A 15,834-nucleotide genomic window follows, 5' to 3' on the forward strand; every position below is an offset into this window, starting at 1 on the left:
CTCCAAAGTTTCAATTGTTAAAGTTAAATATAAAAAGTGTATAAATTAGTGATTATCTGAACTTGCCATGCTTAGGTAAACAATGGTTAGCATCATAAATACGAATGCTTGTAACACGATTACTAAGATATGGAATACAGCCCAAACAAAGTGCAACGGAAGTTGCATTAAACCAACTGCGCCGATAAGTATGAAAATCAATTCACCAGCGTATAAGTTACCGAATAAACGCAGTGCTAACGAGAAAGGCTTAGACACTAAAGCGATTGTTTCTAGTAATAAATTACAAGGAATTAAGAAAATCATAGCTACTTTGCTATTAGAGCTAAATGGGTGAAGTGTAAGCTCTTTAATAAAGCCGCCAACCCCTTTAATTTTAATAGAGTAGCCAATCATCAGAATAAACACACCAATAGCTAAAGCTGCGGTTAAGTTAATGTCTGTGGTTGGTACAATTTTCATGTATACATCGTGTGAATCCATGCCGAAGGCTTGTTCACCAACAAGACCAGCAAGTGCAGGCAAGAAGTCAACAGGGATTAAATCCATTAGGTTCATTAAGAACACCCAAACAAAGATTGTTAAGGCTAATGGAGCAATTAATTTGCTTTTACCGTGGTAAGTGTCACGTACGTTGTCGCCAACGAACTCAACAATCATTTCAATAAAACATTGAAATTTACCAGGCACACCTATGTGTGCTTTTTTTGCGGCACTACGGAAAGTCCATAAAAATAATAGACCTAGTCCGATTGACCATGCGAGGGTATCTATATTCCATGTCCAGAAACCACTGTCTGCACACGCTTTATTGAAGGCAAGACCAGAGTCGGTCATACACATCTTAGCGTTTGTTAAGTGATGCTGGATATGGCTTGATATAGTAACTTCTTCTGCAGCCATGTTATATCCCAAAAGTTAATGTTTAAAAAAAACGGGTGCGAACAATCCTGTAAACAACACAAATACGTAAACACAAAAAAACGGCATTAATATTACCGTGGTTGACTTGAGTATCAGTGCGAACAATACGATTGTTAGCATAAATTTTAATCCGTTACCGCGTTTTAACGAGGCATACGCTTGATTTGCTTGGCTTGCACCCATAAATCTGAATGCATAAAGCGCAAATACTAGGTGAGGGAGTATTGCAACGCTGCTTCCAGCTAACGCTGATAAGCTGGCACTTGCTCCCCAACCAATAAAAATAATAACTGCAGCTACTAAAGCCACGATACCCTGTAGACAAATTAATTTAAATGCGGCAAGCCTGTAAGGTCTTGCTAACTTATTAGTCACGTTTAGTTAACCTTTATGGCGTTCTAATTGTTAGGGTGTGAAAACTGGCGAAATTATACTTAATCCTGCCAGTTTTGCAACTTGAGTAGACGCTTTGTAACACAAAATAGCTACAAATGTCTCTTATTGGACATGTAGAAAACTAATGCTGGGTATTGTCTTGGTTGATGCGGTTTAAAATACCGTCGAGCTCATCTAAATTAGTGTAAGAAATGACCAACTTGCCTTTGCCTTTTTTGTTGTAATTTATTTCAACTTTGGCACCTAGGTTTTCAGCAAGCTGTTGTTCTAACTGCTTCACGTCAGGGTCTTTCGCTACCACTTCTTTTGCTGGCGCCGGCTCTAAAATAGAACGTACCAGTTTTTCAGTTTCACGAACCGTGAGTGCTTTTGCAACAGCTAAACGCGCGGCATCTGATTGTGATTCACCTTCTAGGGCTAATAAACAACGTGCGTGGCCCATTTCAATGTCGCCATGTTCTAACAGAATTTTTACATCGCTATTTAAATTATTTAAACGTAGTAAATTAGTTACGGTTGTACGCGATTTACCAACAGCATCAGCTACCTGCTGATGTGTTAGTTCGAATTCATTAAGTAGGCGGTTTAGTGCAACAGCTTCTTCCATTGCGTTTAAATCTTCGCGCTGAATGTTTTCAATAAGCGCAATAGCAACAGCCGCTTCATCTGGCACATCTTTGATAATACAAGGTACACTTTCAAGCTTTGCAATTTGCGCTGCTCGCCAACGACGTTCACCGGCAATTATTTCATAACTATTTTGTGCAACTGGGCGCACAACAATTGGCTGAATAATGCCTTGTGAGCGAATAGAGCTGGCTAATTCTTCAAGTGCCTCTTCAGACATGTCTTTACGAGGTTGATATTTACCCGAGTGTAAAAACTCGATAGGCAATTTTTGTAGTTCGCTGTTATTAACTTCTACTGCTTTTTGTACAGTTTCAGTAACAGTTGATGTGTCTTGATCCTTGCTTACGCTGGGTGCAGGTTTTGACGAACTTAAAAGTGCATCGAGTCCTCGGCCTAAACCTCGTTTTTTAGCAGACATGTTATTTTTTTACCTCAAAGTTAGGCGACAACGGACGCTGTTTTTTCTTTTCTGCGTAACATTTCACCCGCAAGTGCTAAATATGCTTTAGCGCCACTTGATGCTCGGTCATAGTACATAGCTGGTGCACCAAAACTTGGCGCTTCTGCTAATCGAACGTTACGTGGAATTACAGTGCGGTATACTTTATCACCAAAATGTTGTTTTAATTGTTCTGATACGTCATTAGCTAAACGATTACGCGGATCGTACATAGTCCGAAGTATGCCTTCTATTTTTAAGTTAGGGTTAACCAACTTGGCAAGTTGCGTAATGGTGTCCATTAATGCAGTTAAACCTTCTAAAGCATAATACTCGCACTGCATTGGAACTAAAATAGAATCAGCAGCGGCCATAGCGTTAACGGTTAACATATTTAAAGAGGGTGGGCAGTCGATAAAAATAAATTCGTACTGGTCCTGAATTTTTTCAAGTGCATTACGAAGGCGAACTTCGCGTGCAAATAATTCCATTAATTTAACTTCTGCAGCGGTTACATCACCGTTTGCAGCAATCATATGGTATTCGCCAGAGGTTTCTTTAATTATTACCTCTTCAATGGGCTTATCTTCTATGAGTAAATCGTAGATAGTAGGTACGTCGCCGTACTTATCTACGCCACTTCCCATTGTCGCGTTGCCTTGCGGGTCGAGATCAATTAACAGCACTTTACGTTTCGTTGCAGCCATAGATGCAGCGAGATTAACGGCGGTTGTAGTTTTACCCACTCCACCTTTTTGATTTGCTAATGCGATGACTTTTGCCACAGTGTCTCTGATCCCTAGTCTTTAGAAAGAATAATTAAATGTCGTTGTGCATCTAACTTTGGTACTTCCAATGCAATTTTTTGCTCAAACTTAACACCTTTAGGTAGCGACTCTAGCTCTTCACTAGGGAACACACCTTTAAGTGCTATAAATTTACCTGAATGATCAATTAAGTGCGAACACCAGTCAACCATATCTTGTAATGAAGCAAATGCACGACTGAGTACGCCATCTAATTTAACACTTGGCTGATATTCTTCAACTCTTGACTGAACAGGGGTTACGTTATCAAGACCAAGCTCATGTTTAACATGCATTAAAAAGCGAACGCGCTTACCTAGGCTATCGAGTAATACAAATTGTGTATCAGGTAATGCAATAGCTAAAACGATACCTGGTAAACCAGGGCCCGTACCAACATCAATATAATGATGACCGGGTAAATGAGGAGCAACAACTAAGCTATCCATAATATGCTTAACCATCATTTCTTCAGGTAAGCGTACAGAGGTTAAATTATAAGCTTTGTTCCATTTGTTTAATAACTCAACATATTGAACTAGCTGCTGCTGTTGTTTTTCTGTTAGCGCAATATCAGTTTGCGCTAACAATGTAGTTAATTGTTGCTGTAACACAGTGTACCTTTACCGTTACGCAGTTTTGCGTAACAAGCCTTGCTTCTTTAGATACACTAATAATAGCGAAATCGCCGCTGGGGTGATACCAGAAATACGCGAAGCTTGACCAATAGTATCCGGACGAGCATCAGTTAGCTTAGCAACTACTTCGTTTGATAAGCCAGATACTGTTTTATAATCGAACTCTTTTGGTAAGATTGTTTGCTCATGACGAAGCTGCTTATTGATCTCATCTTGCTGACGCGCAATGTATCCAGCATACTTAGTATGAATTTCAACCTGTTCAAGTGCGGCTTTATTTGTGTGCTCAGATCCTAGTCCATCAATAGCAACAAGATCGTTATAACGAATCTCAGGACGACGAAGAAGATCCTCTAAACTCGCTTCACGTGTTAATGGTGTTTTCAGTAAAGCATTTACTTGATCAACAACAGGGTGATCTTTATGGATCCACGTATCTTTCATACGTTGTTTCTCTTTTTCGATCACTTCCATTTTTTCGTTAAATGCCTGCCAACGTTCATCATTAACTAGCCCTAACTCACGGCCTTTTTCTGTTAAGCGAATATCAGCATTGTCTTCTCGCAATAATAAACGGTATTCAGCGCGGCTAGTAAACATACGGTACGGTTCTTTTGTACCAAGCGTTGCTAAGTCGTCAATTAATACGCCAACATAAGCTTCATCTCGACGTGGTGTCCATGCATCTTTGCCTTGAACTTGCAACGCAGCATTCATACCGGCAATTAAACCTTGTGCACCTGCTTCTTCGTAACCAGTAGTACCATTTATTTGACCTGCAAAAAATAACCCGTCAATAAATTTGGTTTCTAATGACTGTTTTAAATCGCGAGGGTCGAAAAAGTCATACTCAATAGCATAACCAGGACGACAAATATGCGCATTTTCAAATCCGCCAATTGATTGCACTATTTCTAGTTGCACATCAAACGGTAAGCTTGTCGAAATACCATTAGGGTATAACTCGTTAGAAGTTAAACCTTCAGGCTCTACAAATATCTGGTGTTTATCTTTATCGGCAAAACGAACTATTTTATCTTCAATTGAAGGGCAGTAGCGAGGACCAATACCTTCAATAACACCTGAGTACATAGGTGAGCGATGTAAGTTTTTACGAATAACATCATGTGTTTTTTCGTTAGTGTAAGTGATGTAACACGGTATCTGTTGTGGGTGATCACTTTGTTTGCCCATAAATGAAAATACAGGGGTAGGCATGTCGCCAGGCTGTTCTTCCATTTTACTAAAATCAACTGTACGGGCATCAATACGTGGAGGTGTACCGGTTTTTAATCGATCAACTCTAAATGGTAGTTCACGCAATCTATTCGCTAATGCAATTGAAGGTGGATCGCCTGCGCGTCCGCCTTTAAAGTTTTCTAAGCCAATATGTATTTGACCACCTAAAAATGTACCTACTGTTAAAACAACACTCGGTGCACTAAAACGTAAACCCATTTGGGTTACAACGCCAACAACACGATTATCTTCAACGATTAGATCATCACATGATTGCTGAAATATTTTTAAGTTTTCTTGGTTTTGTAAAGTGTCTTGGATGGCCGCTTTGTATAATGCGCGATCAGCTTGTGCACGAGTTGCACGAACAGCTGGTCCTTTAGAAGAATTAAGCGTACGAAACTGGATCCCGCCTTTGTCAATAGCTTGCGCCATTGCACCGCCAAGAGCGTCAATTTCTTTAACCAAATGACCTTTGCCAATGCCACCAATTGCAGGGTTACAAGACATTTGACCAAGGGTATCCATATTGTGAGTTAGCAGCAGGGTATTCATCCCCATGCGTGCAGCTGCCAATGCGGCTTCAGTGCCAGCATGTCCACCGCCTACTACGATAACGTCAAACTTTTCGTGAAAAATCATTAATGGGATCCTACTTAAACCAAACCAGTAAACTTCAAAAGGGAGCGTATTCTACCTAGAATTTAGCAGAAGATAAATGATTAAACAGTGCTCAAGATCTAAGTCACTGATCACTTATAATATAAAGGATCTTTTAAAGAGATCTTTTAATACTATTACTACTACTGATCGGGTTTTCTGTTGATAAGGTATATTTCTATATTTAAAACATGGAATTAGATCGGATCTAAAGGTGTTAATATGATCGGATCATCAGGCAAATAAGCTCTGATCAAAATAGGACTTTATACACAGGGGTATATCAAGTCGATCTTATCCAATGGGTAAGCATGCTTGAAATCGCAGTTTGATCAGTGGTTATCCACAAAAGTAACTATATTATTAGTAAATTGTGGGTAACTTTTTTATTGCTTTATTTAGATCATGTTACTTTAATTGTGTTTTTTCAACCCATGAATCAAGCCATTCTAGGGCTGTATCTTCAGGTAATGCTTCATCAAGAATATTTAATTCAAGCCTTGGGGCTATGCAAGTAGCGCCTTTGCTGGCCATTAAGCTATCTATATTACGCCCGGCTAAGTTATAAGTGTCATAACTTGTGTCACCCAAACCAATGACTGAATATTTTACAGCTGATAGATCACTTCGCTGATTTAACTGTTCTATAAAGGGCAAAAGGTTTTCAGGGTAATCACCTGCACCATAAGTAGAAGTACATATAAGCCATATTGTATTGTGTTGATCAATATCAGATAAATTTGGTTGATCGTGTATCTCAGTGCTAATCCCTTGGTTGTTTAATTCATCACAAAGTTGTTCTGCAACATATTCTGCAGATCCCATTTGGCTACCAACGATTATATTTACTAAACTCATATTTTACTGATCACACATTACCAATTTGCCCGCTATGATAGCTTAGTTAGTGTTTCAGTAAAGAGCTTGAGAGTATTTTGTATAACTATTTTTGCTAAGTTTTTAAACTGTTACTTTAGTTGTATTTTAAGTTGTTGAATTTAAATGGTTTAACATATTTACTTCAAATGTAATCTTATGATCAAGTTGTTGATAAGGTTGGGGGAACCTCTGTTTAAGTTAACTTGTTCACTGTTTACTTAATTGCTAAGTTATTGATATTTAAATTAAGTAGATCCACCAGCCAGCATTTTGTGACTCATATATAGCTGTTGATCACAATGTGGATAGTAATCTTGTTGATAACTTAAAAACGCGATCAAAAATAATTTTCAAAAACGATCTATTTAATGAGATCTGCTTTAAAAAGCTAAAATTAATTTTAAAAACAGCTCTTTTTTAAGGATCGTCGTCGCTTTGACTCTTTAGTGAGCTAATTTTTAGTATTGTTTGCCATAAAACTGCTTATTGTGGATAACCTTTTTGAATAATTTTTTATTTTGAACAATTTATGAAGATTTTTTGCTGGTGGATGGGGGATTAAAAGTTAAGTTTAATTCAAAATCGCAGTGGTGATTTTATATTTAAGTAATCGGATCGTATTAAAATATGAAAGGAAAATTGCTTTTTGGTGCTTTTTAATAGCTATTTAAACTCGCTTTTTGATTACTATTTTAGCACTTTAGCGACTTTAGTTATGGCTAATAAGGCTATTTAGAGCGACAGTGCTTAGTATCAATTCAGTCGAACCTACTTATTAAATACTCTTTTTAGCTCCTAAATTCATCATTTTGATAGCTTTTATAGTAGTAATTGAATGAGTTATTTTGGTTCTTTTAAACCAAATTGTCTTAATTAAATGACTTATATTTAGGCATAAAAAAGGGCACTTAAGTGCCCTAAATTAGATTGTATTTGTGACTTATTTACCAATACAAAACGAGCTAAATATTTTGCCAAGTAAGTCGTCTGAGGTAAATTCGCCGGTTATTTCATTTAAGTATTGCTGCGTTAAACGAAGCTCTTCAGCCAATATTTCACCAGCTATGTGCATTTCTAACTGAGTTTTACCTGTGTCTAAATGGTAGGCCGCGTGCTCAAGCGCATCTAAGTGACGACGACGTGCCATAAACCCGCCCTCTGTAGCTCCTTGAAAGCCTATACAGGCTTTTAAATGCTCTCGTACAAGCTCAATGCCGTCTGCATTTTTTGCGCTTAAGCTAATTACAGGGTACTGCTGTTCTTGCTCCATACCTACAACATCGCCCGACAGATCTGCTTTATTTCTTATAACCGTTACACCCATACCTTGTGGTAGTTTAGCCATAAATTCAGGCCATATAGCATGTGGGTCGGTATCGATTGTATCGGTACCATCAAGCATAAATAACACGCGGTCAGCTTGGTTTATTTCATCCCATGCGCGCTCTATACCTATTTGCTCTACGCGGTCTGGGCTCTCACGTAAGCCTGCGGTATCAATAATATGTAGTGGCATGCCATCAATATGAATATGCTCTCGTAGTACGTCGCGAGTAGTACCTGCTATTTCGGTTACTATGGCGGCTTCGCGTCCTGCTAAGGCATTTAATAAACTTGATTTACCCGCGTTAGGGCGCCCAGCAATAACTACGCGCATACCTTCTCGCATAATACTGCCTTGCTTAGCTTGGCTAGTTACTGTGTTTAATTGACTGATTATGGCATCTAAATCACCCGATACTTTGCCATCGGATAAAAAGTCGATTTCTTCATCAGGGAAGTCAATTGCAGCCTCTACATACATTCGTAAATGAATTACTTTTTCTACTAGGGTTTCAATATGTTTAGAAAATTCACCTTGTAGCGATTGTAAGGCACTTTTAGCGGCCTGCTCTGAGGTTGCATTAATTAAATCGCTAATAGCCTCTGCTTGAGTTAAATCAAGCTTATCGTTCATAAATGCGCGCTCAGAAAACTCACCTGGTTTAGCTAAGCGAACGCCTTCAATTTGGCTAATTTCTTTTAATAGCATGTCTAGTACAACAGGGCCGCCATGACCTTGTAGCTCTAGTACATCTTCGCCGGTAAATGAGTTTGGGCCAGCAAAATAAATAGCAATACCCTGATCAAGTTGCTCGCCACTTAGGCTTTTAAACGGAACATAGTCGGCGTATCGAACTTTAGGTATTTTACCAATTACTTTTTCAGCCACGCTTTTGGCAAGACTGCCAGAAACCCTGATTATACCTACGCCACCACGCCCTGGAGCGGTTGCTTGTGCTGCAATTGTATCTTGATTGATCATGCTATTAATTTGCCAACAATGAGTAACTTTATGGCCGTATTGTAACCTATGCATTTATTTGTAGCGAATAGCTGTGGTAAAAAACAGGCAATAAAAAAGGCGACCTAAGTCGCCTTTATATAAGTAATATACCCAAACCATCTTGATGTGGCTTGGGTATAGGCAATTAGCCTCTTACTTTTATTCCTTTCTTTTCCATGCCACGGTAGATGATAAGCATTTGGACAATAGAAATAAGGTTAGACACTAACCAGTAAAGTACTAAACCAGATGGGAACCATAAGAAGAATACAGAGAAGATAACCGGCATAAAGGTCATCATTTTTTGCTGCATTGGATCGGTAACCGTCATTGGTTGTAGTTTTTGCGTCACAAACATACTTGCACCAAATAATATTGGTAATACGTAGTATGGGTCTTGTGCTGAAAGGTCAGTCAACCAAAGTACAAACTCTGCATGGCGAAGTTCTGTAGACTCTAAGAATACGTAAAATAGCGCTAAGAAAATTGGCATTTGTAACAAAATAGGGAAACAGCCGCCCATAGGGTTAACTTTTTCTTTTTTGTACATTTCCATTGTAGCTTGGCCGAATTTTTGGCGGTCATCACCATATTTTTCTTTAAGAGCAGCCATTTTTGGCTGAAGGGCACGCATTTTGGCCATTGAGGTATATTGTGCTTTAGTCAGTGGGTACATTAGCGATTTAACGATAATAGTGATGGCAATAATTGCTACACCCCAGTTACCTAAAATACTGTGTAACCATTTAAGCAGGACAAATAAAGGCTGTGAAATAAACCATAACCAACCGTAATCTACAGTTAAGTCTAAGTCTGGGTGAATCGCTTCAAGAATATCAGACTCTTTAGGGCCCATGTAGTAAATAGCACTTAGTGTTTGTTCACTGCCTGCTTGTATGTTTACAGGTTCTGCTTTAGAACCAATAATAGCCGCGTTACTTTTAGTAATTAAGCTATAAATAGTATGTGTTTCGTCTTGCTTAGGTACCCATGCACTTACAAAGTAATGCTGAATAAATGCAACGTAACCGCCTTGGGTATTTTTATTTAGGTTTTTGTCAGCCATATCTGAAAAACTATATTTTTCGTATGGTTCATCATCCGTGCCGAATGCAGACCCTAAATAGTTTTGATCAACTAAGCTGCCTTTTTCTTGTACAGTGCGCTTAATTTGCGTGTATAGCTGTACTTGCACTGGTGCGCTTGTAGCGTTGTTTACTGTGTACTCTAGGCCTACATCGTATTGACCTTTTTTAAATACATATGTTTTAGTAAAGCTTACGCCGTTACTATCTACATAAGTAAGTGGTACACGTAGTTCATCACCACTTAGCGTGTAGGCTTTTTGCGTTGCTTGATAAGTAGGGCGACCATTTGCAGATGCATCTGGGCCATTTAAGCCAATTAAGCCACTTTGTGAAAAGTATTGATTACCATCAAACTCACCTAAAAGCATAAATGGTGTTTCTTCACCTTTTACTTCTTCGTATTGGAGTAAGTCTGCTTCAACAATGTCACCGCCTTTGGTGTCAATTTTTACTTTAAATACATCAGTTGTTATTTCAATAACTGAACGTTTAGCTAAAGTGGCTGAAGCAGGTAAACCTGAATCTGACGATGACGGTATGAAGTCATCCGATTCTGGTGAATTTGCTTGTTGTGTTTGTGTTGTGGCACTTGGATCGGCTTTAGGTGCGTTGTAATCGTTATTCCATTCTTGAAATAATAAAAACGACACTAACATTAGGCCGATTAATAAAAACGTGCGTTGCGATTCCATAACAGCTCTTATTTCTCGTGTTGGTGGTTAATATGGGTTAATTTTTCAGGTACGGGGTCTTCTCCGCCTGAATGTAAAGGATGGCATTTTAATATGCGTTTAAGTGCTAACCAACTCCCTTTTACAAATCCATGCAAATTAATTGCTTGAATCGCATAATGAGAGCAGCTTGGATTAAAACGACAATGCGGGCCTAGTAGTGGGCTTATCCACATTTGATAACCGCGGATAAATAACACTAAACAACGCTTTGGAATAGCAACAAGTGGTTTTAGTAACCTCATGGTGTTTATGCCCCTGCGTATATTTAGTGAATAGATACCATGTATTTAAAGGCTCAATTAGAGATTTTAAACGCATGATTAAAAGGTGAGCTAAAGATACATTAATTAACCCTGCAATTCTATTGCTATCGGGGTTGTTTATTAGATTTAGCTGATTTGTTTGGGCGTTTTTTAAAAGGTGGTGGTTTAGGTGCACCAGGTTTGCAGCGTTCATTTATTTTACGCCACAGTTTAGTTAACTGTTTGGTTAACTCTTCATTAGACTGCTCATCAACACCAGATTTAACCATTAGCACAATATCGATATTATCTAAATTGTGTTTATTTAAACGAAAACTTTCGCGAGCGAGTCGTTTAATACGGTTACGTTGGCATGCCTTTTTTACACGTTTTTTAGCGACAGTAAGTCCTAACCTAGGTTTGTCTTGGTCATTGGGTTTTGCTAAAAGAGTAAAGTAAGGAGTTGCAGCCCGAGCGGGTTCGTTAAATATGCGAGAGTAATGCGAGGGAGTTAACAGACGTAACTCCCTGCCAAAGCTAAAGTCTTCCACTTATAAATTAAGCAGAAAGAACTTTGCGGCCTTTAGCGCGGCGACGTGCTAATACTTTACGGCCATTTACAGTTGCCATGCGAGCACGGAAGCCGTGTGCACGTTTGCGTTTTAAAACGCTAGGTTGAAAAGTTCTTTTCATAACAATCTCATCCGATCGGTTAAAGTTAAAACATCCTATACAGGTCGCGATCCTGGCATAGGTGCCATTGCGAGCGCGAGATATTATAGATTAAGTAATGTAAAGTCAATCATAATTACGTTAGCTCAATAGGGTTTATTTACTGTTTCAAAGGGATCTTATAAGGGTGATCAAGTAGGATCATCATAAATAAAGAGTTTTCCACAGCCCTTGTATAAAAAGTGAATAAAAGCGGGGGAAAAGTAAATTGGAACGTAAATTTGGTTCGCGATCTTCGTGTTATTTTGTTATGATCACTCCTCAGCCTTTAAAATAAAAACTGTTTTAAATCAGCCTGTTAATGATTTTATACATCGATATCAACAATTTAATAAAAATCAATCTTTTACTTGTGGATAAAGTGCCTTCATAATACCCGGTCTTGGGTCGCTTATTTGGCCAACTGAACGTAATAAATGTATGATTTTTAATCATTAATGATGTGCGGGAATAAAAATTATATCTCTGGGAGTTTAACTGTGTATCTGTCGGTTTGGCAAAGTTGTTTATATGTATTGCAAGATGAGCTGCCTTCGCAGCAATTCAGTATGTGGGTAAGACCACTTCAAGCAGAAAGTACCGAAGATACCTTAACTATTTATGCACCTAATCGTTTTGTGCTTGATTGGGTTAGAGAAAAGTACCTAAATAGAATTAACGAATTATTAGTAGAAATTTGTGGTGTAGAAGCACCAGAGCTGCGTTTTGATGTAGGTAGTAAGCCTTTATTAAACACTCAAGTTGCGCCAGCTGTTGAAACTCAATCAGCGCCAAGTGCTCAGCAAACAACTGCAAAACAACAGCCACGAGAACAAAAGCCTGTTGTTGAACCTGCTCCTAAGTCAGGTTATAAATCTAATATAAAAGAAAACTATACCTTTGATAGCTTTGTTGAAGGTAAATCTAACCAATTAGCAAAAGCTGCAGCAACTCAAGTTGCTGATAATCCAGGCTCTGCTTTTAACCCTGTATTTATATATGGCGGAACAGGTTTAGGTAAAACTCACTTATTACATGCAGTAGGTAATGGCATTATGGCAAATAAGCCTGATGCTAAAATTGTTTACATGCATTCAGAGCGCTTTGTACAAGATATGGTTAAAGCACTACAAAATAATGCAATAGAAGAATTTAAGCGTTACTACCGTAGTGTTGATGCATTGATGATCGATGACATTCAGTTTTTTGCTAATAAAGAGCGTTCTCAAGAAGAATTTTTTCATACCTTTAATGCACTACTTGAAGGTAATCAGCAAATAATTTTAACCTCCGACAGATACCCAAAAGAAATTGAAGGCGTTGAAGACCGTCTTAAATCTCGTTTTGGCTGGGGCTTAACTATTGCCATTGAGCCACCAGAGCTTGAAACGCGCGTTGCTATTTTGATGAAAAAAGCCCAGCAGAGTAAGATTAATTTACCGCACGAAGTGGCCTTTTTTATTGCTAAAAAATTACGTTCTAATGTACGTGAATTAGAAGGTGCACTTAACCGTGTAATAGCTAACGCCAATTTTACGGGTCGTCCGATTTCTATCGACTTTGTAAAAGAAGCACTGCGTGACTTATTAGCACTACAAGATAAGCTTGTAACCATAGATAACATTCAACGCACAGTAGCCGAATATTACAGAATTCGTGTATCTGATCTGCTATCTAAGCGCCGCAGTCGCTCTATAGCAAGGCCTCGCCAAGTAGCAATGGCGTTATCTAAAGAATTGACCAATCATAGTCTACCTGAGATTGGCGACGCATTTGGCGGGCGTGACCATACCACCGTATTACATGCGTGTCGTAAGGTGAAATCACTACGTGATGAAAGCCACGAAATAAAAGAAGATTATCAAAATTTAATAAGAACATTGTCATCTTAGGGCTGACTTTATTATGCAAATAACAATTTCAAGAGAACAATTTTTAAAGCCATTAGTGCAAGTATCGGGTGCCATAGAGCGCAAGCATACGTTGCCTATTTTATCTAACGTATTGTTAGTGGTAGAAAACGGACAACTTTCAATGACAGGGACAGACCTTGAAATTGAGTTGGTTGCAGGCGTTTTTGTAGGTGAAGATATTGCTGATACAAAATTAACTTTACCTGCTAAAAAATTACTCGATATTTGTAAAAGTCTACCTGATGGTTCAGACCTTACTTTAAGCTTACAAGAGCACCAACTACTTTTAACAAGTGGTAAAAGTCGCTTTTCATTAACTACGCTTGCTGCTGAAGACTTTCCTAACTTAGAACAGTGGGATGGTGAAGTTGAGTTTCAACTTACTCGTATAGAGCTTCGTAAATTACTAGAAAGCACGCATTTTTCGATGGCTAATCAAGACGTACGCTACTACCTAAATGGTATGTCTTTTGAGGTTGATAACACTGATATAAAAACAGTTGCGACTGATGGCCACCGTTTAGCTATTGCTCAAAAAGAGCTGACGCAATCACTTAATACACAGCGCCAATTAATTATACCGCGTAAAGGTGTGCAAGAAATTATGCGCCTTATGGTTGCTGATGATGAATTAGTAACAATTCAGTTTGGTGCTAACCATATTCGTATTATTGATGTTGAGTTCACGTTTACCAGTAAATTGGTTGATGGGCGTTTTCCTGATTACCGTCGTGTATTACCACGTGGTGGTGACAAAGTGATTACAGCTAATCGCGAGTGGTTACGAAATGCTTTTCAACGCGTATCTATTTTATCTAACGAAAAATTTAGAGGCGTGCGATTAAATCTTTCAAACGGTTTACTTAAAATTACGGCTAACAACCCAGAGCAAGAGCAAGCTGAAGAGGTGGTAGAAGTAAACTACGAAGGTGATGATTTAGAAATTGGTTTTAATGTGTCTTATGTACTTGATGTTTTAAACACATTAAAAACTGAAGATGTTTTATTTACATTAGCCGATTCAAATAGCAGTGCACTTATTGAAGGTGCAGGCGATGAAGAAGCTATGTATGTCGTTATGCCAATGCGCTTATAAGACTATAAATATATAATGAGCTTAAGTCATTTGAGCCTCAAATATTTTCGTAATATTGAGGCATTGACGCTAGAACCAGTCAACGGCGTTAACATAATTTATGGTGAAAACGGCAGTGGAAAAACCAGCCTTTTAGAAGCTATTTATTACCTTTCTCACGGCAAATCTTTTAGAACTCCAAAACATAAAAGCATTATTTCGCATCAGCAAGAACAATTTGTAATTCATGGGCGTAAGTCGCTTCATGATTTATCGATCCCCATTGGTATTAGCAAAACCCAAAGTGGTGAAACTAGTTTAAAAATCCAAGGCAAAGCAAGTAGAAAAATGTCTGAGCTTGCGCAATTAATGCCAGTACAAATAATTACGCCTGAGAGCTACTCTTTATTTTTTGGTGGCCCGAAAGAACGCAGAAAGTTTTTAGATTTAGGTTTGTTCCACGTGGAACATGAGTTTTTTTATTTATGGCAGTCGTTTAATAAAGTATTAAAACAACGCAACGCGCTACTTAAAACAAAGCCTAAGAATTATTTTGACCAAATTAGGTTTTGGGACAAAGAATTTGTTAGACTGGCTGAACAAATAAATAAATTAAGAATGGCGTATATAAGTAGGTTTAAGCAGCAATTTTTTGATAAAATGTGTGCAGAATTAACGCTTATACGCGATTTAGAAATTAGCTATAACGCAGGCTGGAAAGAGACTGAATCTCTTAACGATGCATTAGAGCAAAGCTTTGAGCGAGACTCTCGGCAAGGATTTACAAGTAAAGGGCCTCATAAGGCTGATTTTAGTTTTAGTGTCGCTGGCAACAGCGTAGAGAATACGTTCTCTCGCGGTCAATTAAAGCTGCTATTGTATGCGTTAAAAGTAACGCAAAATAGTTTAATTGAGTCAGAGACAGATAAGCAATCTATATTGCTAATAGATGATTTACCTTCAGAGCTAGGCGAAGATACAAAAGAGAAAGTGGGGCAATTGCTTGCTCACTGCAGTTCTCAAATTTTTATATCTTCAATTTTATCTGAAAGTATTTCTGCTGTGGTGGAACCCATGCAACGAGAACTACAAATGTTCCACGTGAAACATGGCAACCTAATAACAAGATAAGTG

The 15,834-nt window shown here is 38.3% G+C and carries 15 protein-coding genes; 3 read left to right on the forward strand and 12 right to left on the reverse strand.

What is annotated here, in order from left to right:
* Nucleotides 1-45: 45 nt before the first annotated feature.
* The 12 genes from atpB to rpmH form a co-directional block, all read right to left on the reverse strand.
* Entirely contained in the window at nucleotides 46-903 is an 858-nt protein-coding gene (gene atpB, locus CWC11_RS19260) for a F0F1 ATP synthase subunit A (RefSeq protein WP_058548199.1), read from the reverse strand.
* A gap of 15 nt (nucleotides 904-918) precedes the next feature.
* On the reverse strand, nucleotides 919-1,299 hold the full coding sequence (locus CWC11_RS19265; RefSeq protein WP_138683982.1) for an ATP synthase subunit I: 381 nt from the start codon (nucleotides 1,297-1,299) through the stop codon (nucleotides 919-921).
* 142 nt (nucleotides 1,300-1,441) lie between these two features.
* Nucleotides 1,442-2,368: a ParB/RepB/Spo0J family partition protein gene (locus tag CWC11_RS19270; protein ID WP_138683983.1), complete on the reverse strand. Its 927-nt coding sequence runs from the start codon at nucleotides 2,366-2,368 to the stop codon at nucleotides 1,442-1,444.
* Between the two features lie 20 nt (nucleotides 2,369-2,388).
* Nucleotides 2,389-3,174, reverse strand: a complete 786-nt coding sequence (locus tag CWC11_RS19275) for a ParA family protein (RefSeq protein WP_058548196.1) — start codon at nucleotides 3,172-3,174, stop codon at nucleotides 2,389-2,391.
* A 14-nt stretch (nucleotides 3,175-3,188) separates the two neighbouring features.
* Nucleotides 3,189-3,809: a 16S rRNA (guanine(527)-N(7))-methyltransferase RsmG gene (gene rsmG / locus CWC11_RS19280; RefSeq protein WP_058548195.1), complete on the reverse strand. Its 621-nt coding sequence runs from the start codon at nucleotides 3,807-3,809 to the stop codon at nucleotides 3,189-3,191.
* 15 nt (nucleotides 3,810-3,824) lie between these two features.
* Complete coding sequence (gene mnmG / locus CWC11_RS19285) at nucleotides 3,825-5,714, reverse strand: tRNA uridine-5-carboxymethylaminomethyl(34) synthesis enzyme MnmG (RefSeq protein ID WP_138683984.1); 1,890 nt, start codon at nucleotides 5,712-5,714, stop codon at nucleotides 3,825-3,827.
* Nucleotides 5,715-6,140: 426 nt separating this feature from the next.
* Nucleotides 6,141-6,590, reverse strand: coding sequence for an FMN-binding protein MioC (gene mioC, locus CWC11_RS19290; RefSeq protein WP_138683985.1), 450 nt, complete (start codon nucleotides 6,588-6,590; stop codon nucleotides 6,141-6,143).
* Between the two features lie 961 nt (nucleotides 6,591-7,551).
* A complete protein-coding gene (gene mnmE, locus CWC11_RS19295; RefSeq protein WP_138683986.1) occupies nucleotides 7,552-8,916 on the reverse strand; it encodes a tRNA uridine-5-carboxymethylaminomethyl(34) synthesis GTPase MnmE in 1,365 nt (454 codons plus the stop codon).
* Between the two features lie 166 nt (nucleotides 8,917-9,082).
* Complete coding sequence (gene yidC, locus CWC11_RS19300; protein ID WP_138683987.1) at nucleotides 9,083-10,717, reverse strand: membrane protein insertase YidC; 1,635 nt, start codon at nucleotides 10,715-10,717, stop codon at nucleotides 9,083-9,085.
* Nucleotides 10,718-10,725: 8 nt separating this feature from the next.
* The gene (gene yidD / locus CWC11_RS19305; protein WP_138612309.1) at nucleotides 10,726-11,001 is read right to left on the reverse strand and encodes a membrane protein insertion efficiency factor YidD; all 276 of its coding nucleotides are present in this window, start codon (nucleotides 10,999-11,001) and stop codon (nucleotides 10,726-10,728) included.
* Between the two features lie 125 nt (nucleotides 11,002-11,126).
* The gene (gene rnpA / locus CWC11_RS19310) at nucleotides 11,127-11,552 is read right to left on the reverse strand and encodes a ribonuclease P protein component (protein ID WP_058548190.1); all 426 of its coding nucleotides are present in this window, start codon (nucleotides 11,550-11,552) and stop codon (nucleotides 11,127-11,129) included.
* Nucleotides 11,553-11,559: 7 nt separating this feature from the next.
* A complete protein-coding gene (rpmH, locus tag CWC11_RS19315) occupies nucleotides 11,560-11,694 on the reverse strand; it encodes a 50S ribosomal protein L34 (RefSeq protein ID WP_004335215.1) in 135 nt (44 codons plus the stop codon).
* A 518-nt stretch (nucleotides 11,695-12,212) separates the two neighbouring features.
* On the opposite strand from rpmH, the gene dnaA reads away from it, so the two are divergent.
* From dnaA to recF, 3 genes are read left to right on the forward strand one after another with little or no spacing between them, the layout of a single operon-like run.
* Nucleotides 12,213-13,604, forward strand: a complete 1,392-nt coding sequence (gene dnaA / locus CWC11_RS19320; RefSeq protein WP_138683988.1) for a chromosomal replication initiator protein DnaA — start codon at nucleotides 12,213-12,215, stop codon at nucleotides 13,602-13,604.
* A 13-nt stretch (nucleotides 13,605-13,617) separates the two neighbouring features.
* Nucleotides 13,618-14,721, forward strand: coding sequence for a DNA polymerase III subunit beta (dnaN, locus tag CWC11_RS19325; protein ID WP_138683989.1), 1,104 nt, complete (start codon nucleotides 13,618-13,620; stop codon nucleotides 14,719-14,721).
* A 15-nt stretch (nucleotides 14,722-14,736) separates the two neighbouring features.
* The gene (gene recF, locus CWC11_RS19330; RefSeq protein ID WP_138683990.1) at nucleotides 14,737-15,831 is read left to right on the forward strand and encodes a DNA replication/repair protein RecF; all 1,095 of its coding nucleotides are present in this window, start codon (nucleotides 14,737-14,739) and stop codon (nucleotides 15,829-15,831) included.
* Nucleotides 15,832-15,834 lie beyond the last annotated feature (3 nt).

The organism is Pseudoalteromonas sp. S3178, assembly GCF_005886985.1.
GTDB classification, from domain to species: Bacteria; Pseudomonadota; Gammaproteobacteria; order Enterobacterales; family Alteromonadaceae; genus Pseudoalteromonas; species Pseudoalteromonas carrageenovora.

Excerpts from the sequence above, each read along its gene's own strand:
- atpB (WP_058548199.1), bottom strand. The coding sequence starts at position 903 with ATGGCTGCAGAAGAAGTTACTATATCAAGCCATATCCAGCATCACTTA.
- CWC11_RS19270 (WP_138683983.1), bottom strand. The coding sequence starts at position 2,368 with ATGTCTGCTAAAAAACGAGGTTTAGGCCGAGGACTCGATGCACTTTTA.
- mnmG (WP_138683984.1), bottom strand. The coding sequence starts at position 5,714 with ATGATTTTTCACGAAAAGTTTGACGTTATCGTAGTAGGCGGTGGACAT.
- mioC (WP_138683985.1), bottom strand. The coding sequence starts at position 6,590 with ATGAGTTTAGTAAATATAATCGTTGGTAGCCAAATGGGATCTGCAGAA.
- mnmE (WP_138683986.1), bottom strand. The coding sequence starts at position 8,916 with ATGATCAATCAAGATACAATTGCAGCACAAGCAACCGCTCCAGGGCGT.
- yidC (WP_138683987.1), bottom strand. The coding sequence starts at position 10,717 with ATGGAATCGCAACGCACGTTTTTATTAATCGGCCTAATGTTAGTGTCG.
- yidD (WP_138612309.1), bottom strand. The coding sequence starts at position 11,001 with ATGAGGTTACTAAAACCACTTGTTGCTATTCCAAAGCGTTGTTTAGTG.
- rpmH (WP_004335215.1), bottom strand. The coding sequence starts at position 11,694 with ATGAAAAGAACTTTTCAACCTAGCGTTTTAAAACGCAAACGTGCACAC.
- dnaN (WP_138683989.1), top strand. The coding sequence starts at position 13,618 with ATGCAAATAACAATTTCAAGAGAACAATTTTTAAAGCCATTAGTGCAA.
- recF (WP_138683990.1), top strand. The coding sequence starts at position 14,737 with ATGAGCTTAAGTCATTTGAGCCTCAAATATTTTCGTAATATTGAGGCA.